Annotated in this window: 20 protein-coding genes; 4 read left to right on the top strand and 16 right to left on the bottom strand. The window is 69.9% G+C overall.

What is annotated here, in order from left to right; translation table 11 throughout:
* Positions 1-35 precede the first annotated feature (35 nt).
* The 7 genes from BLQ75_RS17630 to rpe all read right to left on the bottom strand — a co-directional run bounded on the left by BLQ75_RS17630 (position 36) and on the right by rpe (position 6,264).
* The gene (locus tag BLQ75_RS17630) at positions 36-1,061 is read right to left on the bottom strand and encodes a beta/alpha barrel domain-containing protein (protein WP_244515675.1); all 1,026 of its coding nucleotides are present in this window, start codon (positions 1,059-1,061) and stop codon (positions 36-38) included.
* 426 nt (positions 1,062-1,487) lie between these two features.
* Positions 1,488-1,949, bottom strand: coding sequence for a PH domain-containing protein (locus tag BLQ75_RS17625; RefSeq protein ID WP_092603764.1), 462 nt, complete (start codon positions 1,947-1,949; stop codon positions 1,488-1,490).
* Positions 1,946-2,446, bottom strand: a complete 501-nt coding sequence (ribH, locus tag BLQ75_RS17620) for a 6,7-dimethyl-8-ribityllumazine synthase (RefSeq protein WP_092603762.1) — start codon at positions 2,444-2,446, stop codon at positions 1,946-1,948. The genes BLQ75_RS17625 and ribH overlap by 4 nt, the downstream gene beginning before the upstream one ends.
* The gene (locus BLQ75_RS17615) at positions 2,443-3,711 is read right to left on the bottom strand and encodes a bifunctional 3,4-dihydroxy-2-butanone-4-phosphate synthase/GTP cyclohydrolase II (protein WP_092603920.1); all 1,269 of its coding nucleotides are present in this window, start codon (positions 3,709-3,711) and stop codon (positions 2,443-2,445) included. Before BLQ75_RS17615 ends, ribH begins: the two co-directional genes overlap by 4 nt.
* 44 nt (positions 3,712-3,755) lie before the next feature.
* Positions 3,756-4,406: a riboflavin synthase gene (locus BLQ75_RS17610; protein ID WP_092603760.1), complete on the bottom strand. Its 651-nt coding sequence runs from the start codon at positions 4,404-4,406 to the stop codon at positions 3,756-3,758.
* A 143-nt stretch (positions 4,407-4,549) separates the two neighbouring features.
* Positions 4,550-5,590, bottom strand: a complete 1,041-nt coding sequence (gene ribD / locus BLQ75_RS17605; protein WP_092603758.1) for a bifunctional diaminohydroxyphosphoribosylaminopyrimidine deaminase/5-amino-6-(5-phosphoribosylamino)uracil reductase RibD — start codon at positions 5,588-5,590, stop codon at positions 4,550-4,552.
* Positions 5,587-6,264, bottom strand: coding sequence for a ribulose-phosphate 3-epimerase (rpe, locus tag BLQ75_RS17600; RefSeq protein WP_092603756.1), 678 nt, complete (start codon positions 6,262-6,264; stop codon positions 5,587-5,589). The genes ribD and rpe overlap by 4 nt, the downstream gene beginning before the upstream one ends.
* Before the next feature lie 184 nt (positions 6,265-6,448).
* On the opposite strand from rpe, the gene BLQ75_RS17595 reads away from it, so the two are divergent.
* The gene (locus BLQ75_RS17595) at positions 6,449-6,937 is read left to right on the top strand and encodes a nitroreductase family deazaflavin-dependent oxidoreductase (protein WP_170837553.1); all 489 of its coding nucleotides are present in this window, start codon (positions 6,449-6,451) and stop codon (positions 6,935-6,937) included.
* A gap of 13 nt (positions 6,938-6,950) precedes the next feature.
* On the opposite strand, the gene BLQ75_RS17590 is transcribed toward BLQ75_RS17595, so the two are convergent.
* The 7 genes from BLQ75_RS17590 to BLQ75_RS17560 form a co-directional block, all read right to left on the bottom strand.
* Entirely contained in the window at positions 6,951-8,378 is a 1,428-nt protein-coding gene (locus BLQ75_RS17590) for an amino acid permease (protein ID WP_092603919.1), read from the bottom strand.
* A 131-nt stretch (positions 8,379-8,509) separates the two neighbouring features.
* On the bottom strand, positions 8,510-8,971 hold the full coding sequence (locus tag BLQ75_RS17585) for a nucleoside deaminase (RefSeq protein ID WP_092603752.1): 462 nt from the start codon (positions 8,969-8,971) through the stop codon (positions 8,510-8,512).
* A 126-nt stretch (positions 8,972-9,097) separates the two neighbouring features.
* Entirely contained in the window at positions 9,098-9,514 is a 417-nt protein-coding gene (locus tag BLQ75_RS17580) for an OsmC family protein (RefSeq protein ID WP_092603750.1), read from the bottom strand.
* 43 nt (positions 9,515-9,557) lie between these two features.
* Positions 9,558-10,979, bottom strand: coding sequence for an RsmB/NOP family class I SAM-dependent RNA methyltransferase (locus BLQ75_RS17575; protein ID WP_092603748.1), 1,422 nt, complete (start codon positions 10,977-10,979; stop codon positions 9,558-9,560).
* Positions 10,976-11,914 (bottom strand): methionyl-tRNA formyltransferase, encoded by a 939-nt coding sequence (gene fmt, locus BLQ75_RS17570; RefSeq protein ID WP_092603746.1) that lies wholly within the window; start codon positions 11,912-11,914, stop codon positions 10,976-10,978. The genes BLQ75_RS17575 and fmt overlap by 4 nt, the downstream gene beginning before the upstream one ends.
* A 2-nt stretch (positions 11,915-11,916) precedes the next feature.
* On the bottom strand, positions 11,917-12,465 hold the full coding sequence (def, locus tag BLQ75_RS17565) for a peptide deformylase (protein WP_092603744.1): 549 nt from the start codon (positions 12,463-12,465) through the stop codon (positions 11,917-11,919).
* A 259-nt stretch (positions 12,466-12,724) separates the two neighbouring features.
* A complete protein-coding gene (locus tag BLQ75_RS17560; RefSeq protein ID WP_092603742.1) occupies positions 12,725-14,383 on the bottom strand; it encodes a putative glycoside hydrolase in 1,659 nt (552 codons plus the stop codon).
* A 191-nt stretch (positions 14,384-14,574) separates the two neighbouring features.
* Here BLQ75_RS17560 and BLQ75_RS17555 point away from each other — a divergent pair, with 191 nt between their 5' ends.
* Positions 14,575-15,648 (top strand): polysaccharide deacetylase family protein, encoded by a 1,074-nt coding sequence (locus BLQ75_RS17555; RefSeq protein ID WP_244515670.1) that lies wholly within the window; start codon positions 14,575-14,577, stop codon positions 15,646-15,648.
* A 225-nt stretch (positions 15,649-15,873) separates the two neighbouring features.
* Here BLQ75_RS17555 and BLQ75_RS17550 read toward each other — a convergent pair whose 3' ends face one another.
* Entirely contained in the window at positions 15,874-17,928 is a 2,055-nt protein-coding gene (locus BLQ75_RS17550; protein WP_092603738.1) for a primosomal protein N', read from the bottom strand.
* Between the two features lie 235 nt (positions 17,929-18,163).
* On the opposite strand from BLQ75_RS17550, the gene BLQ75_RS17545 reads away from it, so the two are divergent.
* Both BLQ75_RS17545 and BLQ75_RS17540 read left to right on the top strand, forming a co-directional pair.
* Entirely contained in the window at positions 18,164-18,619 is a 456-nt protein-coding gene (locus BLQ75_RS17545) for a tRNA (cytidine(34)-2'-O)-methyltransferase (protein WP_092603736.1), read from the top strand.
* 421 nt (positions 18,620-19,040) lie between these two features.
* Positions 19,041-20,333 carry a serine hydrolase domain-containing protein gene (locus tag BLQ75_RS17540; RefSeq protein WP_092603734.1) on the top strand — a complete coding sequence of 431 codons (1,293 nt, stop codon included), beginning with the start codon at positions 19,041-19,043 and terminating at the stop codon, positions 20,331-20,333.
* Between the two features lie 67 nt (positions 20,334-20,400).
* On the opposite strand, the gene BLQ75_RS17535 is transcribed toward BLQ75_RS17540, so the two are convergent.
* A partial coding sequence (locus BLQ75_RS17535) for a methionine adenosyltransferase domain-containing protein (protein WP_170837552.1) occupies positions 20,401-20,879 on the bottom strand: 479 nt, incomplete at its 5' end.

Raw genomic sequence — 20,879 nt, 5'->3', positions numbered from 1 at the left:
CCGACTCCCACAGCACCCCGGTGTTCTCGGCGTCCTCAGCGCTTCGGGGGCCGGTAGTTCTCGATCCGCCGCAACAGGCCCCTGATGCGCAGCGCGTACAGCGGGGACAGCAGGTAACCGGGATAGCTGGCGAACCACCCCGCGCTGCCGAGGCTCACCGCGTCGGCACCGGCCCAGAAGTACTCACGGCAGTCGTCGAAGTTCCGGATTCCGCCGGTGGCGATGATCGGCAGGGTGACTCCGGCGTCGCGCAGCTCGGAGACCACCCGGAGACCGACGGGCTTGATCGCTCTCCCGGATAGTCCGCCGAAGCCGTTGGCCAGCAGCGGATTCCCGGTCTCCGGGTCCAGGCGCAGTCCTTTCACGGTGTTGATCGCGGTCAGCGCCGACACGCCGTGCCGGGCGGCCAGCCGGGCGTGCTGCAGGTAGTCGTAGTCCGGCGAGAGCTTGAGGATCACCGGGTGATTGCTGCGCGGCACCGCCTCGGCCAGCACCGACTCGATGATCGCGTTGAAGTCGAAGTTGACGTTGTGGCAGGAGACGTTGAACTCAACCGCCGCGATGTCCCCCGAGGGCACCGCATTATTGATCTTGTCCACCAGGGTGACGAACTCCTCGGTCGAGAAGCCGCCCACCGAGATGATCGTGTTCTGCCCCCGGGTGCGGGGGTAGTAGTCCCGCAGATAGGAGTCGATGCCCACGTTGCACCAGCCGAAGGCGTTGAGCCAACCGCCGTCGACCCGCTGCAACGCCCTGCCGTAGCGCTTCAGCAGCCCGGGAAGCTCGCGCAGCGGCCAGACGTCACGGGTGGTGAAGTGCCCCTCGCGGGGTTCCACCGTGACGGTGCGTGTGGTTATGGCCCCGAACCTGTCCAGCGGCACGAACTGCGATACGGGGCTCATGCCGTAGGGGATGAGCTTGGAGTTGGCCACTCCGTAGCCGAGGATGCTCGAGGAGGTCACCAGGCGGTTGCGGAGTCGGATGTCCCCGAGCCGCACGTGGGGCCCCGCCGTCTCGTCAGCACGAACCAACCGCAGGTTGCGCTCCTGAGCCAAGCTCACGTTCTCTCCCCTCACCGCCTGGACGGCGACCGATCCGATGTCACCGCGGCCATTCTCGCGCATCGGCGAACGACGGCACACGCGGTGGGTGCACAGGTAATTCCCACCCGAGTTGTAGAGATGCTGTGCGGCGCGCAGGCGCTGTGGCGTCCCCTTGGCGATGCTTTCACACCGGACATTTCCCGGAAGCGCTTCGTCCGGCAGCGATGCGATCTCCCCGAGGCCCGACCGCGTGCCACTCATCGGCACGCACGCCGAACTCCACCATCCTCGCAGTCGGCACCGCCGCGGGTTCTCCCGTGCGGCTCTCGCCGCGGGTGCCGCAGACATCGGGGAGTCACCGCACAGTGTCTCCGGCCGTCCTCACGAGAGCCGTGCGAGAGGTTCCGCCACCCGGCCCACTGTGACGAGCGGGCCGACGAACCCTCAACTATCGATGTGGCCGATCTCGCGCCGCAGCGCACGTAGGTCTCGCATGGCGCGAACAGCGCGCTCCCCGTCGAAGGACTGGATGGCCGTGATGGGCTCGTACTCGTCGTCCGGCAGTTCCAGGCGCGCGCAGGTGGCTCCCTCGGGAAAACTCACGCCCCGCACGTCGGACCACGAGTAGCGGCGGGTCAGAATCGAGTTGCGCACTTCCACACCGTTCTCGTCGGCGCGCAGCCTCGGCCTGGTCGACAGCAGGATGAGCCCGGCCAGCACTGCCCCGATCCCGACCATGGCTACCTGGTCGGAGACCGTCAGCAGCAGCCCGTTGGCGGTTCTGCGCAGCATCAACGCGGCGATGCCGCAGATCACGAACACCACCAGCGCGGCGGGTACGGCCACGTTGCGCACCCGCTTGGGCCGCACCTGCACCAGGTTGCCGCCACCGGCCGTGGCGCTCACAGGAACCCCCGCTCGTTGCTGTAGTCACCACGGAGCTCACGCAGCACCAGCGCGGTCTCCAACGCGGCCGCCGTGGCCTCGAACCCCTTGTCCTCGATCGAGTCGTCGAACCCGGCGCGCAGCGTGGCCTGCTCCCGGCTGTCCACGGTCAGCACGCCGTTGCCCACCGCGGTGGACTCGTCCAGGGCGACCCGGGTCAGCCCCGAGGTCACCGACTCGCACACGTAGTCGAAGTGGGGAGTGCCGCCACGGACCACCACCCCGAGCGCCACCACGGCGTCGCAGTCGTGGGTGAGCCGCTGGCAGACCACCGGAAGTTCCATGGAGCCCGGCACTCGCACCACCCTGGGCTGCTGGGTACCGGCTCGCTCGGCGGCCTCAAGGGCACGCCGCAGCATCTGGTCGGCGATGTCCGCGTGCCACCGGATGGCCACGATCGCCGGTCGCAGGTCGGGCGCGTGAGGCACCGAGACCTCCGGCCTTCCTTCCCCGCTCATGCCGTCACCTCCGAGCCACCGCCGATCGAGGAGTCCTCGCCGTCGTCCAGGTACTGCAGTTCGTGCCCCATCCGATCCCGCTTCGTGCGCAGGTAGCGCAGGTTCTCGGCGTTGGGGCGGATCGGGAGCGGTTCGCGACCGACGATGCGCAGCCCGTAGCTTTCCAGCCCCACCCGTTTGTCCGGGTTGTTGGTCAGCAGCCGCATCGAGCGGACGCCGAGGTCGGCCAGGATCTGCGCCCCCTGCCCGTAGTCACGGCCGTCCACGGCCATACCCAGTGCCAGGTTGGCATCGACCGTGTCGGCTCCCGCGTCCTGCAGCTGGTAGGCCTGCAGCTTGTGCATCAGCCCGATGCCCCGCCCCTCGTGACCGCGCATGTAGAGCACCACGCCCCTGCCCGCTTCGGCCACCCGTTCGAGCGCGGCGTCGAGCTGCGGACCGCAGTCGCAGCGCAACGAGCCGAGCACGTCACCGGTCAGGCACTCGGAGTGCACCCGCACCAGCAGATCCTCCCCGTCGCCGATGTCGCCGTAGACCAGCGCGAGGTGTTCGATGCCGTCCAGCAGGCTGTCGTAGCCGAACGTGCGGAAGGTGCCGTGCGCGGTGGGGATGCGCGCCTCGGCGACCAGCTGCACCTGCTTCTCGAAGCGTCTGCGGTAGGCGATGAGGTCGGCGATGGTGATCAGCGAGAGCTCGTGGTCGGCGGCGAAGACCTCCAGCTCGTCGCGTTTGGCCATCTCACCCTCGGCCTTCTCGCTGACGATCTCGCAGAGCACCCCGGCGGGACGCAGCCCGGCCAGCCGCGCGAGATCGACCGAGGCCTCGGTGTGGCCGGAGCGGCGCAGCACCCCACCTTCGCGGGCCCGCAGCGGCACAACGTGCCCCGGCCGGTTGAGGTCCTCGGCGGTGGTGTCGGCGGCGGCCAGCACGTTGATGGTGTGGGCCCGGTCGGAGGCCGAGATCCCGGTTCCCACCCCGGACGCCGCGTCCACGGTGACGGTGTAAGCGGTACCGTGCAGATCCTGGTTGGCATGGTACATCGGCGGCAGGTTGAGCCGGTCGCAGTCCTCGCCGGTCAGCGCGGTGCACACGTACCCCGAGGTGTAGCGGACCATGAACGCCAGCAGTTCGGGCGTGGCCAGTTCCGCCGCGAAGATCAGGTCTCCCTCGTTCTCCCTGTCCTCGTCGTCGACGACGATGACCGGTCTGCCCGCGGCGATCTCGGCCAGCGCCCGCTCGATGTCGGCGAAAGTCGTGCTGCCCACCTGGTCCGAGTCCTTGCTGCCGTCCGGGACGGATTCGTTCGAGATCACCGCGCCTGCTCCCTACTTTCACCATTGTCCACCGCACGCCGTGTTCCGGTGCGGGCGAGCCGGTCGAGTTGCGGGGCCATCAACCGCTCCACGTGCTTGGCGAGCGCGTCGACCTCGATGTTGACCCGATCGCCGGGTGCGCGCAGCCCCAGTGTGGTCAGCTCACGGGTGGTGGGGATCAGGGCCACGCTGAACCGGTCCTCGGCCGGGGCGACCACCGTCAACGAGACTCCGTCCACGGTGACGGAACCCTTCTCGACCAGGTAGTGCGACAGGTGAGGCGGCAGCGAGAACTCGGTGAGGCCGTCGGAGTCGACTCCGAGGACCGTGGCGGTGGCGTCCACGTGCCCCTGCACGATGTGCCCGCCGAGCCGGTCCCCGAGCGCCATGGCGCGTTCCAGGTTCACCCGGTCCCCCACGGCGAGGTCGGCCAGTGTGGAGCGGCGCAGGGTCTCGTCGACCACGTCGACGTCGAACCCGTTCTCGGTTACTTCCACCACCGTCAGGCAGACTCCGTTGACCGCGATGGAGTCACCGTGGGAGGCGTCACCGGTGACCACCGAGGCGCCGAGCGAGAACCGGGCACCGCCGGAGGACCGCTCGACCGCGACGACCTCCCCGAGTTCCTCCACGATCCCGGTGAACACGTGGCACCCTCCTTTGGGCGTTCCAATCAGCCGTTTGGGGGACGACGTTCGGGGATTTTCCCGCAAGGGCACCGTACCCAACGTGTTCCGTGCGGAAAGTCATTACCCGTACGACGTAGCGAACCGAGGTCGCTGCCCCCACTCTAGCCCTCGAACGGAACAGCGCTGATCCACACGTCCTGTCCGCACATCGTGACCCGTTCGAAGTGAAAGCGCCACGCCTGCGAGAGGCTCGCCACTCCGGCGTCGCCGAGGGCGGCACTGCCCGAACCGAGCAGGGTCGGAGCCACGAAGGCCTCCACCAGGTCGATACGGCCCGCACGCAGGAAAGCCCCCGCCAGGGTCGGACCGCCCTCCAGCATCACGCCCACCACTCCGCGCTCGGCCAGCGGACGCAGCGCGTGGTCCGGGTCTCCCCCAGGAAGCCGGACGGTCGGGGCGGAGTCGTCGAGCACGTTGGCCGAGCCGGGGATCTCACGGTCACCGACGACCACGCGCAGCGGCTGCTCCGGGAGCGGGGAACCGTCCCCGTCCCTGACGGTCAGCCGCGGATCGTCGGCCAGCACCGTGCCGGTACCGACGAGGACGGCGTCACTGCACGCCCGAATCCGGTGCGCCCGGGTGCGCGACTCCTCGGAGCTGATCCACTGGCTCGTGCCGTCCGAAGCCGCCGAGCGACCGTCGAGGCTGGCGGCGTACTTCCAGGTCACGTGGGGCAGCCCTGTCCTGGTGAAGTGCAGCCAGGGCCGCAGCGCCCCACCGGACACCTCCGATTCGAGGATTCCCCCGACGACGCTCACCCCTTCGGCACGCAGCATCTCCGCACCACCGGAGGCCATCGGGTTCGGGTCGGCGACCGCGTAAACCACCCGGGCGATCCCCGCCCGCCGCAGCGCCGAGGCGCAGGCCCCGGTCCTGCCGGTGTGCGCGCACGGTTCCAGGGTCACGACCGCCGTTCCCCCGGAAGCGGCCTCCCCGGCGGCACGCAGCGCCATCACCTCCGCGTGCTCCCCACCGACCGGACGGGTCGCGCCGGTTCCCACGACCCGTTCCCGGCGGTCCAGGATCACGCACCCCACCGGGGGATTGGGGCTGGTGGTTCCGAGCACCTCCTGCCCGAGCTCGGCGGCCTGCCGCATGGCCCGCAGCACCGCCGGACTCCGGGCCCACTCCGTCTCACTCATGCCGAGCGGTGCGCGGAGGCGTCCAGGGCACGAGAGCGCAGGGCCTCGACCGCGCGGGCCGGGTCCTCGGCGCCGTAGACGGCCGAACCGGCCACGAAGCAGTCCACGCCCGCCTCCGCCGCCTGCTCGATCGTGTCGCCGTTGATACCGCCGTCGATCTCGACGAGCAGGTTGAGGTGCCCGGTGTCGACCATGCGCCGGGCCGCACGCACCTTGTCCAGCACCCGGGCGATGAACTTCTGGCCGCCGAACCCCGGTTCCACGGACATCACCAGCAGGGTGTCGTAGTGTTTGAGGACGTCCGTGTAGTTCTCCAGCGGAGTGTCGGGTTTGACGGACAGCCCGGCGTTGGCCCCGGCGGCGCGCAGGTTCTTGGCCAGCGCGACCGGATCCTCGGCGGCCTCGGCGTGCACGGTGACGTTGTGCGCGCCGGCCTCGGCGTAGCCCGGCGCCCACCGGTCCGGGGAGTCGATCATGAGGTGACAGTCGAGCGGGGTCTCGGTGCTGCGCAGCAGGGACTCGACGACCGGAAGTCCCAGGGTGAGATTGGGAACGAAGTGCGCGTCCATGACGTCGACGTGCAGCCAGTCGGCCCCTCGACCGGGGCCACCGACCGCCGCCATCTCGTCGGAGAGCCTTGCGAAGTCCGCGGACAGGATTGAGGGAGCGATCATGGGCTGGTTCGACACAATCGGATGATAGCTCTCGGCGGCGCGACGGCACGTCACTCCCCGGACAACCGTTGGAGCTGGGTGATGGGCCGCCGCGGAACGCGCCGGTGACGCCGCGGGCCCGTCACCGCCACGGTGGAGCGGGCAACAGCCGAGGGCGGCCCCGAACACGGACTGGAGGCTGGAAGTGTCCATCACACGGCACGGACCGCGCGGGCTGCTGCGCCGGGCTCTTCGCGCCCCCGTCAGGCTCTACCGCAGGGACCTCGGCTGGCTGCTCGGCCACCGATTCCTCTACCTCGTCCACCGCGGCCGCCACAGCGGCCGGTTGCGGGAGACGGTTCTGGAGGTGGTGCGTTACCGGCCCGACACCGGGGAGGTCGTGGTGGTATCCGGTTGGGGGACCAGCTCCCAGTGGTACCGCAACATCACCAGCTCCCCCGCCGTGGAGATCCGGGTCGGCGGGCAGCACTACCGGTACCCCCGCCAGCGGGTGCTCGACGAGTCCGAGACGGCCGACCTGCTGGCGGGCTACGTGCGCAAGCACCCCCACGTGGCGCGGGCGCTGGCCAGGGTGACCGGCCGGCCGCTGTTGAGCCCCGAGGGCAGGGCGGAACTGGCGCGGCGGCTGCCCGCCGTCTCGTTCACCCCGCGCGACCACGTCGGCTCCGCCTGAGTACCCGCTGCCCTCAGAGCTCTACCTCTCGTTCGGGAGCGCGGTGGTCCGACCGGCGACGAACCAACCAGTACGCGAGCAGCAGCACCGCCACGAAGGGCAACCCCGCCTTCCACGCCATGCCGAACTGGGCGGTGAACGGTGTCGTCAGCAGCACCGCCAGCACGAAGAGCATGGCGAGCACGGTGGTGACCGGGGCTCCCGGCAGCCGCACCGGGGAGCTCGGCAGCCCGGCCGCGGCACGCTTGTACCGGAAGGCCAGCTGGCTGGCGAAGATGATCAGCCAGGTCAGCAGCGCACCGAACAGTGCCATACCGAGCAGCACCGGGAACGCCGAGCCGGGAGCCAGCGCGGAGACGGCCGCCGCCAGCGCCAGCCCGACGGCGGAGAGCAGCAGTGCCCGGCGGGGCGTGCCCTGCCCGCTGAGGCCGGCGAACCAGCGGGGCGCGTAACCGTCGCGGGCCAGCGAGTAGGTCATACGGGCGGTGACGTAGAGATTCGTGTTCATCGCGGACAACGCCGCCGTCAGCACGACGAAGTTCATCACGCCCGCCGCGGCGGGAACACCGGCGATCTCGAACAGCCGCACGAACGGGCTCCGCGTCAGCTCGTCGCCGCCGGAGGCGCTGTTCCAGGGCAGGATGGAGACGATCACCAACATGCCCAGCACGTAGAACAGCGCGAGCCGCAGCACCATGCCCCGGGCGGCCCGGGGAACGTCCCGGGTCGGATCGCGCGACTCCGAGGCGGTCACCGACACCGCCTCGGTGCCGAGGTAGGAGAAGGTGACCACGGTCAACGCCAGCCACACCGCTCCGATGCCGTTGGGCAGGAATCCGCCGTGGGCCGTGATCGCCCCCATCCCCGTGGCGGGCGCGCCCGGGAGCCCGAAGACGATGTAGACGGCACCGAGCAGGATGAACACCACGATCGTGACCACCTTGATCATGGCGAACCAGTACTCGAACTCGCCGAAGTAGCGCACGGCGGCCGCGTTGACCACGAGCATGATCGCGGAGAACGCCACCACGGGCAGCCACAGCGGGACCTCCGGGTACCAGAAGCGGAAGTAGATACCGGCGGCGACGACCTCGCTGCCGATGTTGACCACCTGCGCGGCCCAGTAGATCCACCGCTGCACGAAACCGGCCATCCCACCGAGATAGCGGTGCGCGATGGCCCCGAAGCCGCCCGCTTCGGGATGCACCACCATCATCTCGGCCAGGGCGTACGCCAAGGCCAGCGCGGCCAGCGCCGCCACCACGTAGGCGATCAGCACCGCGGGTCCCGCGATGGATATCGCCAGCCCCGAGCCCAGGAACAGACCGGTGCCGATAGCGCCTCCCACGGCGATCATCCCGACCTGTCTGCTGCTGAGGTCCCTGCGTAATCCGCCCTCTGACTCCTCGGCCCGCTGCCGCACCCCGTTTTCCTCCCACATGCCCCGGAAAGCGCCGTTCAAACGGCCAACAATCTAAGGCAGGGAGTCGAGGAACGGTTCCGCCGGGTGGGTTTCCGGCTCCCGCAGATCTCCGGCGAAATCGCGGCGCCCGTATCGGAAGCGGCCGGGGTTCAGTCGCCCACGTCCTCGTACCACAACTCAGGGAAGCGTTCGACGAAGTCGGCCATGAGTCGCACGCACTCGGGGTCGTCGAGCAGGATCACCTCGACCCCGCAGGCGGCCAGCCACTCGTGACCGCCGTAGAAGTTGCGCGCCTCACCGATCACGACGCGCCCGATGCCGAACTGCCGCACCAGACCGCTGCAGAACCAGCACGGCGACAGCGTGGTCACCATCGTCGTGGCACCGTAGCCGCGGTGCCTGCCTGCCGCCCGGAACGCGGTGGTCTCGGCGTGGGCGGTGGGGTCGCCGTCCTGGACACGTCTGTTGTGCCCGCGTCCAAGAACGTCACCGTGCTCACCGACCAGCACCGCTCCGATCGGCACTCCCCCGGCGGCCCCGCCGATCCTGGCCTGCTCGACGGCGGCGGCCAGCCAGTTCCGGTACTCGTCCAACCTCGTCGCTGGCTCCATCGTCCGCTCTTCGCTCCGCGCCCGGGCACGGACGTCGTCCGCACCAGGCCACGCCGGTCTCCTGCCACATCCGAGCGCTCCGCGGCATCGGCGTCCGAACCGGCCGGGGCCCGACGCCAGGGCGGATCAGCTCGGCAGCGAGAACGTTATCGGAGTGCCGCGTTCGACGCTGCGGCTGACCGTGCAGTGGCGTCCGATGGCGCGCTGAACGGCCTCGACGAGTTTCGTCCGCTCGGTCTCGTCGTCGATCGCGGAGAGGTCCACGTCGAAGGAGACCCGCACCGACTCGAAGGTGTCCGGATCCTGCTCGTTCACGGTGCGCTCGGCCCGAGCGGTGATCGGCTCCTCCTCACCGACCCGCCTGACCAGCAGGTTCTGCCCGGTCAGCTGGGCGCATCCGGCGATGGCGGCCAGCAACAGCTCGCCCGGCGTGAACGCGTCCGGCATCCCGGTGGCCGCGATCTCGACGGAACCGCCGCGATCGTTGCTCGCGGTGAACGTGGAGGCACCTGTCCGGGTGACCTCGACGGGGCTTGAGGACATAACCACCTTCCGTAACGGTCGTTCGCGGGGGCGCGAGACGTCGTCAGACCCGCAGCAGCGCGCAGAACATCGCGTCCGTGCCGTGCCGGTGCGGCCACAACTGCACTGACGGTCCCTCACCCAGCGACGGAACGTCGGGAAAACACGATCTGGCGTCCAGCTCCCGCGCACCCGATTCGGCGACCACCTCGGAGACGACACCGGTCGTCTCGGCGGGGTGCGGCGAGCAGACCACGTAGGCCACCACCCCGCCGGGGCGGGTCAGCCGCACCGCGGACAGCAGCAGCTCGCGCTGCAACCGCACGAGCTCGTCCAGGTCCTCGGGCTGCCTGCGCCAGCGCGCCTCGGGCCTGCGCCGCAGCGCTCCCAGGCCGGTGCAGGGCGCGTCCACCAGCACCCGGTCGTAGCCGCCCGAGAGCCCCGAGTCACGTCCGTCGGCGACGCGCACGTTCACCGACAGTCCACGGGTGGCCGATTCGACGAGTTCGGCGCGGTGCCGGGTCTGCTCCACGGCGTCGAGTGTCCCGCCGTCCAAGGTGACCAGAGCGCCGAGCAGGTTCGCCTTGCCGCCGGGGCCGGCGCACAGGTCCAGCCACCGGGTGTCGGAACCGTCCAGCTCCACGCCGGTCAGCGCCAGCGCGGTGAGCTGGCTGCCCTCGTCCTGCACGGCGGCGAAGCCTTCCTGAACCGGCTCCAGCTCGCCGGGGTCGCCGGCTCCGGCCTCCAGGTGAACACCGTAGGGCGAGTACGGCGCGGGATCACCGCCGGTGACAGCGGCCAGCTCGTCCGCGCTGATCTCACCGGGACGGGCCGTGAGGTGCACAGCGGGCCGGGCGTCGTCGGCGGCCAGCGCCGCGTCGAGCTCCGCGCCGGTGTCCTCCAGCGCCTCGGCGAAGGCCTGGGCGATCCACCGGGGGTGGGCGTGCCGGAACGCCGTGTTGCCGACCGGGTCGGACTCCGCGTCGGGAGCCAGCAGTTCGACCCACTCGTACTCCTCGCGCTCACCAACCCGCCGCAGCACCGCGTTGGCGAATCCGGCCAGGCGGGAACCGCGGTTGCCGCGCACCAGATCGACCGTCGCCGCGACGGCGGCGTGACCGGGAATCCGGGTGCGCAGTATCTGGTAGGCACCGAGCCGGAGGGCGTCCAGCAGCAACGGGTCCACCTCGTCGAGCGCCCGGTCGCTGCACTCGGCTATGACCGCGTCCAGCAGCCCCCGCGCCCGCGAGGCGCCGTAGGCGAGTTCGGTGGCCAGCGCGGCGTCGCGGCCACTGACCCGGTACTGCCGCAGCAGTCCGGGCAGCACGAGGTTGGCGTAGGCGTCGCGTTCCCGCACGGCACGCAGCGTCTCCAGCGCCACCGTGCGGGCGGGGTCGTCGGTCGGTGGTTTCGCCCGCTCGGCACGCCGGTTGGGCGGCCGGGAGTTCTTCGGACGGGAATTGGCGCGAGGACGCTTGCGGTTCACTTCAGCACGGTTCCTTGTTCGAGGTGCACACCGCGCGCCCAGTCGGTGGCGGGCATGCGTTTCTTGCCGTGGGCCTGCACCTCGCCGAGACGGACGGGATCGGTGGCGGTACCGACCAGCACCCGTTTGCGCTGGACGAGGATCTCGCCCGGTCGCAGTTCACGCAGCTCCGGGGAGTCGGCCTCGACCACGGTAACCGGTCCCAGTTTGATCCGGTGCTCGGCCAGCCACGCCCAGGCCCCCGGATCCGGAGTCACGGAGCGGATTACCCGATCCACGGCCCGCGCGGGCGTACCGAAATCGACCTTGGCGTCCGCCGTGGTGATCTTGGGAGCGTAGGTCACCCCGTCCTCGGACTGCGGCTCGGCCCGTGCGGTACCGCTCTCGACAGCGTCGAGGGTCGCGACCAGCAGGTCGGCACCGGACACGGCCAACCGGTCCAACAACGAACCGGCCGTGTCATCCGCGCGGATCCCCTCGGTGACCACGCCGAACACCGGTCCGGCGTCGAGTTCGGGCACGATCCGGAACGTACTGGCACCGGTGATGTCGTCGCCCTGGCGAATCGAGGCGGGCACGGGCGCCGCGCCGCGCCAGGCCGGCAGCAACGAGAAGTGCAGGTTGATCCAGCCGTACCGGGGTATGTCGAGCGCCTCCTGCCGCAGCAGCGCGCCGTAGGCGACCACCGGACAGCAGTCGGGCTCCAGTTCGGAGAGCCGCCGCAGGAACTCCGGGTCCGAGGCGCTGGAAGGTGTCAGCACCTCGATCCCGTGCCGCTCGGCGCATTCGCGCACCGGCGACGGCGCCGTTCTGCGCCCCCGCCCGGCGGGGGCGTCCGGCCTGGTGACCACGGCCGCGACCTCGTGCCGCGAGTCGAGCAGGCCGCGGAGTGCGGGCACTGCGGTGTCGGGAGTGCCCGCGAATACCACGCGCATGTCTAGTGCAGTCCTCCGAACGACGATTGCGGGTCTTGCTCGGTCACCGGCCCGGCCTCGCCCAGGGGCGATTCCGCCGGTCCCCGTCCCGTCCGGGACGGCTGGGAACACTCGTCGAGCCGGTCGAGGAAGATCACCCCGTGTAGATGATCGGTCTCGTGCTGCAAACACCGGGCCAGCAGTTCCGAACCGGCGACCTCGACGGGTTCGCCGTGCATGTTCCACCCCCGAACGAGCACGGTGCGGTACCGCGGGCACACCCGATCGGCTCCCGGAACGGAAAGACACCCCTCGGGGGCGTCGTGCTTCTGCTCACCGAGCGGATACAGCGAAGGATTCACCAGATGCCCGGCATGCCCGGCACAATGATAGGTGAACACCAGCAGCGGTTCGCCCAGCTGGGGGGCGGCGAGTCCCGCGCCGCCACTGCTCTCCATCGTGTCCCAGAGGTCGCGCACGAGCCCCCGGAGCTGCCTGTCGAAGTCGACGACCTCGGCGGAACCGTTCCGCAGCACCGGGTCCCCGAGAAGACGAATCGGCCGGACACTCACACTCGCTCTCCAGGATCGTGGGGTACCGGAGATCCGGTCCAGGGCCGTGGCGCCGGGGCGGCGCTCCGAGACGGGGCACCGACGACAACGGTTTTCGTGGCGGAACCGTGTGGGTTCCGTCACGAAAACCGAGGCGCCCTCTCGGAAAACCGCGGGCGCACACTCGTCGGATGCCCGGTGCGCCCCGGAGCGCGAGCGGGCGGGACGTCCTTCCAACGCGCCACCGCGCCCTACCCGCCGTCGAACCGGACGGGCTCGGTCAGGGGGCGGCCGACAGCGCGGCCTGGGTGTAGTCGCAGCTCGGGGACCACAGCAGGAAGGAGTCGATCCCGTTGTCCTTGGTGGCCGCGATCTGGGCCGAGACCTTCCCCGGACCGTAGTGCACCCCGAGGCTGAAGTCCTGCAACCACGGAATCACCTCGGATCCGGTTCCGTCGACCGTCCCACGCCAGTCCCGCAACGAGCGCCGCACGATCTTGTAGGGCTCGTTGTTGGGATCGGCCACATCGTACTCACCGGGGCCCCAGTGCGAGGGATAGATCATCGGAGCCACGTAGTCGACGTATTCCGCGATCTTCGGAATGTTCTGCCCGACCGATTCCGGCCTGGTCACGGTGATGCCGAACACCGATGCTCCCAGATAGGTGCCGTGTTCGCGGAGTCGTTCCCGGGACTGCCGCAGAAATCCCGCGATGCTTTCGGAGGGCGTTTTCTCCAGCCCGGCGAACCGCATTCCGCTCCGATCGCCGTCCGGCCTGCGCACGTAGTCGTAGAGAACGTCGTCGAAACCGAGCCGGGCCGCCTCGGCGGCGATGTCGATGTTGTAATCGCGCACCGTGGGATTCGCGAAGTTGGTGAACGAGTAGTCACCGTAACCGCCGTTGTAGGGACCGCCGGAGGCGGTGCGTACCACCTGGTCCCGGTTGCCTGCCTTCCAGGCGGCCTCGGCCAGGACCGGGTCCTTGAACGCCACGAGCCTGCCCACCACCCGTACACCCATGTCGTGCAGCCGGTCGATGGCGCGACGAGCGTCGTAGTAGCCCTTGTCCGCCCCGATCCGCTCGGCCAGCGGCACGGCGGAGTCGTACTGAACCTCGCCACTCTCGTCCTTTATGTCCAGTTCCACCGTGTCGATGAGTCCCTGCCGCGCCATGCGCAGCACCGGCTCGCGGAGCTGATCGCTGGACCAGGCCAGACCGGTCATGTGCACCGCCCGCATACCGGGGTGGTCCACTTCGACCCTGACCTCGGTCGAGGTCGTGTTGCCCGCCCGGTCGGCGGCCTCGACGGTCACACTCGCGGCCGGGTCGCCCAGCTCCCGGCTGAACCGACCGGAACCGTCGAGCGGAACCTCCTTCCCACCGATGGTGACCCGGGAGGCGCCCTCCGCCGTCCCGGAGATGGTGACCGGGTCCGAGAAGGACTCGCTGTTGACGGTCTCCGGAAGCCGCAACTCGGGAGGGCTGGCGTCCACCTCGAAACTCTCGGTCAGGGTCCTGTTCCAGGGCAACGCCCCGGAGGGCAGCTCGACGCGCAGCTCGTGGCTCCCCTCGGACAACTCGCTCGGCCGCAGCAGTGCCGTACCGTCCCGCACCCGGACGGGCACGGTATTCCCGTCGATGCTGGCCCTGACCTTCTCCGGGGAGTCCGTCTCCACCCGGACGTCCCCCTCCGTGACGGCCGCGGGGGTGAGCGGATGGTCGGGCAGCCCGCGCACGGCGGGACGTTGCGCGGTGAGCAGGTTCGTCACCCAGATACCGCCGACCACGAGCAGCAGTCCACCGACCGTCATGGCGATCTTTCCCAGCGAAGCACGCCTGCCACGACGCTGCCGGGAAGGACCCGAGTCCCGCTCCTCGTTGTGTTCGCTCGCTGACGTTTCGTTGTCGTCGCTGTTTTCTGGCGTCGGATCAACCATCGTGTCACCTCATCTGATCCACCACGGTAGGCCGACGCGGTGCCGCTCGCAGATCGCGGCAAAACGTCGTGATTCACGGTGGCAGGTAATACCGGTTCGAGCAATGACCGGCATGGAGTAACCAAAACCGGCTTGCCTTTCTCTACAGTGTGAAATCTATGGCACTAACGTGGGAATTAAACGGCACAGCCTTGTCAAGGTCACGAGGAACGCCCAACAGACTGCGCGTGCTGCTCGCCTCGACCGTCGCGATCGGACTGCTGACGACGAGCGGATGTGCCACGCAGGGGTCTTCGGGAGCTCCGCAACGCACCGGTGGCCCTCCGGCGGCGTCCACGACCACCGAACCGACGAGCTCTCCGCCTCCCTCCCCCGCCGAGGTAGGCGCCAACGAGCTGGGCAGAATCCCCGTGCTGATGTACCACCGGATCACCCCGGACCCCACCAGCGTCTACGACCGCACCCCGGAGCAGTTCCGGGCCGAGCTCCGCAGGCTGGCGGCGGAGGACTACGTGCCGATCACCACGACGGACTACGCCAACGGTCGGATCGACATCCCGGCGGGCAAACATCCGGTGGTTCTCACCTTCGACGACGCCTCGACCACCCAGTTCCGGTTGGACTCCTCGGGAGAACCGGCGGCGAACACCGCCGTGGCCATCCTCCGCGAAGTGTCCGAACAGCACCGGGACTTCCCGGCCACCGCCTCGTTCTACATCACCAACCCACCGTTCGGCGGGGAGAACGCCGCGCGGAGCATGCGCTGGCTGCACGAGCACGGCTTCGAACTCGGCAACCACACACTGGATCATCCTACCCTTTCGCGGAGTTCGGCCTCGGAGGTGAGGCACCAGATCGCCGGGATGCGGCGCGAGATCACCGAAGCGGTTCCCGAGGCCGAGGTGAACACCATCGCCCTGCCGCACGGGGTGCACCCCGACCGGGAGGAACTGGCCCGCTCCGGTGAGGCCGACGGTGTCCGCTACCGGCACGACGCGGTGCTGCTCGTCGGGGCTCGCCCCGCTCCCGCACCCTTCACGCAACGCTTCGACCCGCTGAACGTTCCCCGTATCCGGTCGCAGTCCGGCGAAGGGGAGTCCGCGAAATTCGGTTCGACGGCCTGGCTGGACAAACTCGCGGCCAACCCGTCCACTCGCTACACCTCGGACGGCGACCCCGAAGTGATCTCCTACCCCTCGGACAGCCCTCGCACACCGGCACCGCGGTACTCCGAACGGGCGGCGGCCTACGAACCCCGGGACTGACGGAACAGCCACCGGACCGAACCGACCCCGCCGGGACGAGCAGCCGGTTCCCCGCATGCCGCGGCGGGCCGGTGGCGAAACCAGCCTCACGCGACCCACCTCCGGTTCCCACGTGCTCTCCCCGCCCGGGCGAGTCCGGCGCGGCGCACCACCGCCCGACACCGCTCCCGCCCGCGCCGGGAAGTCAGGGCCACCACGGCAGCGGCGAGCGGGGGCCGGCCACGATCAGATCGGTTCGAGCGGATCCAGCTGCACTCGGACGGGACCAGCGCCGCTTCGCCCACGCTCCACCTGCGCCTGGTAGAGCGCCTCCGCCAACGACCGACCCCGCGCCCGGTCGACGCGCAGCAGCGCCCGCTCGCGTTCGGCTTCGCCCTCCTCGTTCACCTCTCCCAGCGGTACCGGCCCCAACACTTCACCGCCCTCGGGCAGCGACACCCCGTCGAGCAGTTCCCCCACGGCCTCCGGGGAGCCGTCGACCGAAGCGACCCGTTTGGCGGGGGGATATCCGAGTTCGGCACGACCGACGAGCTCTCGCGCCGCGTACCAGGAGGGATCCCACCGCATCAACGCCTGCACCGGTGCCAGCTCGGATTCGGCCAGCACCACGACCCGGCCACCACTGCCGGCGGGGCGCACCATGGCCGCCGCGGCGAACCACCGACGCAGCGCCTGCTCCCCCGCGCGCAGCTCGGGCCTGGACAACATGGCCCTGGCGTCCAGCAGCAGCGCCGCGCCGTAGCCACCGGCCACGGTGGGCTCGACGCCGGGAGTGGCCACCACCAGCGCGGGGCCCGCCGGAACGTGATCCAGCGCCCGCTCGCCCCCCGAGGTCCGCACGGTCACCCCACCGAAGGCCCTGCTCAGCTCCTCGGCGGTACGCGCGGCACCGATCACCACGGCGCGCAGCCGGTCGTTTCCGCAACTCACGCAGCGAAACCTCGCCTCCGCCACGCCACACCAGCGGCAGACCGGTGGGTTCGGGTCGTCCCGCCCGGTTCCGGCCGCGACGGACAGCGGACCCGCACACTGCCTGCAGGTGGCGCGCTCACCGCACCGAGCGCAGGCCAACGCGGGCATGTATCCCTTGCGGGGGACCTGAACCAGCACCGGAGCGCCGTCGCGCAACGACTGCCTCACCGCCTCGAAGGCGATCGACGGAAGCCGGGCGGAGCGGACGGTGGGATCCCTGGCCAGCTGGGTGTCGTCCTCACCGATGGCGGTCACCCGAGGAGCGGCAGCGCGCACCTCGGCCCGGTCGGCGAGTATCTCGCCCGCCCATCCGGACTCGACCAGCAGCTCCGCCTCCGCCGTGCGGGCGAACCCACCGATCAGCAACGCCGATCCGGTGCTGTGAGCGCGATGCGTCAGCACGTCGCGGACGTGCGGATAGGGAGCCGTGGGGTAGAGATGCTGCTGATCACCGTCGTCCCAGACCACCATCAGCCCCGGTCGCGGAACCACCGGGGCGAACATCGCGGCACGGGTGCCGACGACGATCCGAACGTCACCGCGCCGCACCGCCAGCCAGCGGCGATAGCGCTCGGCCTGCCCCAATTCGGAGGACAACGAGACCATCCGCCGGTCACCGACCGAGGCCGCGCAGGCCCCCGTCAACCGCGCCAGATCACGGTGATCGGGCACGACCAGGATCACCGGACGACCCCCGACGGCAGCGGTGGCGGCGAGTTCGGCCAACCTGACCGGCCAGTCCTCGTCGGGCAACGCCTGCCAGACGGCGCGGGCCGGTCTGCCCTCGCGCACCGCCCGCAGGAAGGCGGCACCGTGCTCGTATCGGGACCAGGCGGAGGCTTCGGGAGGCTCGGGCGGCTCGTCCGGACGCTCCGGGGCGGCCTCGTTCTCCACCCGGGCGTGGCGCGGTGGCACCGCCAGCCGGGCGACGTCGTTCAACGTACCCGCGTACCGGCGGGCGACCGCGCGGACGAGTTCGAGCAGCTCCCCCGCCAGCACCGGTTCGGACGAGACGACCCGCTGCAACCAGGCCAACCGGCCCCGGTAGTCCGACTCGGCCAGCCGTTCCAGCAGAAAACCGTCCAACAGGCGCCCGTTGAACCGCACGCGTACCCGGCAACCCGGCACGGCGTCGACGTCGAAGTGGCTGGGAACCAGGTAGTCGAACGGCCTGTCGAGGTGGTGGGGTGAGACGTCGACGAGCACCCTGGCCACGGGTAGTTCCGGAGCGGGTTCGACGGTCCGGCGACGCGTTCCGGAACGGAAACGGCCGTCGGAGCGAGCGGTGTTCCCGCCGGATTCGGACATAGCCACCTCCCACACCACGACCGGTCCGGCACTTCACCTTAGCCGCCCCCGACAGCACCCCCTCTCGGCACGCACCGGGCGCGAGTGCCGGGAGCCGGACGAACGCACCCGGCAACACGCTCATAGGATTACCGGAAGAACGGTCGTACCGGTTCGCGCCGGTCGGCGACTCCGCGGGCCGGCTCCTCCCTTGTCCGCGGTGAACACCCGAGCGGCGGGTCCGAAAGGAATCCGAGTGTTCCACGTCGTCTTCTACCACCCCGAGATTCCCGGCAACACCGGAAACGCGATCCGAATGGTGGCCGGAGCGGGCAGCGCGCTGCACCTGATCGAGCCACTGGGATTCCGGGTCAACGACGCGGACCTCAAGCGCGCGGGGCTCGACTACCACGACAAGGCCGTGCTGCGGGTGCACCCGGATCTGGACGCGGCGTGGAAGGCCATCGAGCCGAGGCGGATCATCGCTTTCACGGTCCAGGCCGAACGCTCGTACGAAACGATCGACTACCGTCCCGACGACGTGCTGCTGTTCGGTCCCGAGTCGGTGGGGCTTCCCGAGGGGGTGCTGCCATCAGGGCCCGAGACGATCCGGGCACGTATTCCGATGGTTCCGGGAATCCGTTCGATGAACCTCGCCAACTCGGCGGCGGTGGCCGTGTACGAGGCGTGGCGCCAGCAGGGCTTCGCGTAGGAGCCGCGGGAACTCGTCGGCTCGACCGACCTACGCCGTGCCCCGCTGCCTCGCGACACATCCGACTCACGCACCCGGAGACGATCCAGCTGCCTCGCTCGAGGTCGCTTCCCCACCGGTCTCCGTGGCGGCGATTTCGCGAGAAATCGCCGCGCCTTCGGCGCAGGGCGAGCTCCGGCCGCCCTAGCAACCGGCACCGCCGCGGGTTCTCCCGTGCGGCTCTCGCGAGGACTGCCCCGACGTTGTGTAGTACCTACCCGAGGTCGGGGCACCCGCGGCGAGAGCCTTGCGAGAGGTTCCGCCACGGAACCACCCAGGCAACGGAAAGGACGATCTCACTCGATGATTCGGTGATAACGCTGCGGTGCGGGTGGGAGATCGGTTTCAATCGAGAGCGATCTTTCCCGACACAAGGAGCGCGATGAGCGGGATCAGCGGACTGCGACGCGGACTGACGGCGGTGGGACTGGCGGCGGCGGTGATGCTTCCCGGCACCGTCACCGCCGCCACCCCCGAAGCGAAACCGGCGGGCGAATCGGACACCACGGCCGCGGCGAGTTCGAAAGAACTACAGCGGCGGCTCGAAGCCGTGCACGAGGCCGGCATGCCCGGGATACAGGCGGCGGTGCGCCAGGGCGAACGGACCTGGAGCGGGGCGGCGGGAGTCGCCGACACCCACACGGGGCGGCCGATGGGAGCCGACTTCCGGCACCGGGTGGGCAGCATCACGAAGACGTTCACCGCGACCGCCGTGCTGCGGCAGGTCTCGGCGGGGCGAGTCGAGCTGGACGCCCCGGTCGGGCGCTACCTGCCCGACCTGTTCCCCGGCGAGCGCGGCGAACGGATCACGGTGCGAATGCTGCTGAACCACACCGGCGGCATCGCCGACTACGACCACGTGATCTTCGAGTCGGCCACTCGGGGCTCACTGGCCGATCTGGAACGGAACCGGTTCCGATACCACACCCCCGAAGAGCTGATCACGACCGGCCTCGAACAGCCCCCGACCAACGAGCCGGGACAGAGCTGGTCCTACTCCAACACCAACTACGTCATCGCCGGTGAACTGCTGCGCGAGGTCACCGGACAGGCCCCCGAGCGATACATCACCCGCGAGATCATCCGCCCCCTCGGGCTACGACACACCTACTTCCCCAGGTTCAACCCGTTCATCCCGGGACCGAACAGCAAGGCCTACGAGGCGTTGCACCACCAACCGGACCGGCGCGGGGAGTACAGCGTCTACACCCCCAGCGCGTGGCGCACGGCGGGAGCACTGATCTCCACCCCATCCGATCTGAACCGGTTCTACGACGCACTGCTGGGCGGAGAACTGCTGGACGAGAGCGCGCTCGCGCAGATGCGGCGAACCGTGGCGGTGCCGGGAAGCCCGACACTGCGGTACGGCCTCGGTCTGATGCGGTTCGAGACCGGTGCCTGCGGAACCCTGTGGGGTCACGACGGCGCGGTGTGGGGCATGTCCGCGTTGGCGCTGCGCAGTGCCGACGGAGAACGGCAGCTCAGCTACGGCGTGAACCTGACCAGGTACCAGCGGCTCGGTGACGACGGGCTGCCCGAACCCCACCCCATCGACCGGCGGCTCACCGCTCTGCAGGGCAGTGCGCTCTGCGGAACGGCCGGGAAGGCGAGCACGCGGTCCGCGGACACCCCCGGAGTCCCCCAGCTCGCGAAGCTCCGGCCGTCCGTCCCGTGAACGGGGCGGAGTTGACCCCGAACCCGGCCTGAGCGGATGCGGAGAATCGGCAGCGCGGCCGGAGTGCTCACCGATCGGCCAGTGATCGGAGCGCTTCGGCCCGGTCGGTGCGTTCCCAGGGCAGGTCCACATCCGTACGCCCGAAGTGCCCGTAGGCCGCCGTCGGCGCGTAGATCGGCCGCAACAGGTCCAGATCCCGAATGATCGCCGCCGGACGCAGATCGAACACCTCGTTGATCGCGGCCTGAATCTTGACCGGATCCACGTTCTCCGTGCCGAACGTCTCCACGAACAGTCCCACCGGAGCCGCCTTACCGATCGCGTACGCCGTCTGCACCTCGATCCGGCTCGCCAACCCCGCGGCCACCGCGTTCTTGGCCACCCACCGAGTCGCGTACGCCGCCGACCGGTCCACCTTCGACGGGTCCTTACCCGAGAACGCGCCACCACCGTGCCGCGCCATACCACCATAGGTATCCACAATGATCTTGCGGCCCGTCAGACCACAGTCACCCATCGGACCACCCGTGACGAACCGACCCGTCG

Origin of the sequence: Actinopolyspora xinjiangensis (assembly GCF_900104475.1) — a bacterium.
Lineage (GTDB): Bacteria > Actinomycetota > Actinomycetes > Mycobacteriales > Pseudonocardiaceae > Actinopolyspora > Actinopolyspora xinjiangensis.
The sequence above is the reverse complement of the archived record's forward strand: the minus strand, read 5'-3'. Positions and strand labels throughout refer to the sequence as shown.

Coding starts and splice junctions, on each gene's coding strand:
- ribH (WP_092603762.1), bottom strand. CDS start 2,446: ATGAGCGGGGAAGGAAGGCCGGAGGTCTCGGTGCCTCACGCGCCCGAC.
- ribD (WP_092603758.1), bottom strand. CDS start 5,590: ATGAGTGAGACGGAGTGGGCCCGGAGTCCGGCGGTGCTGCGGGCCATG.
- rpe (WP_092603756.1), bottom strand. CDS start 6,264: ATGATCGCTCCCTCAATCCTGTCCGCGGACTTCGCAAGGCTCTCCGAC.
- BLQ75_RS17590 (WP_092603919.1), bottom strand. CDS start 8,378: ATGTGGGAGGAAAACGGGGTGCGGCAGCGGGCCGAGGAGTCAGAGGGC.
- BLQ75_RS17585 (WP_092603752.1), bottom strand. CDS start 8,971: ATGGAGCCAGCGACGAGGTTGGACGAGTACCGGAACTGGCTGGCCGCC.
- BLQ75_RS17580 (WP_092603750.1), bottom strand. CDS start 9,514: ATGTCCTCAAGCCCCGTCGAGGTCACCCGGACAGGTGCCTCCACGTTC.
- fmt (WP_092603746.1), bottom strand. CDS start 11,914: ATGCGCGTGGTATTCGCGGGCACTCCCGACACCGCAGTGCCCGCACTC.
- BLQ75_RS17560 (WP_092603742.1), bottom strand. CDS start 14,383: ATGGTTGATCCGACGCCAGAAAACAGCGACGACAACGAAACGTCAGCG.
- BLQ75_RS17550 (WP_092603738.1), bottom strand. CDS start 17,928: ATGTCCGAATCCGGCGGGAACACCGCTCGCTCCGACGGCCGTTTCCGT.
- BLQ75_RS17540 (WP_092603734.1), top strand. CDS start 19,041: ATGAGCGGGATCAGCGGACTGCGACGCGGACTGACGGCGGTGGGACTG.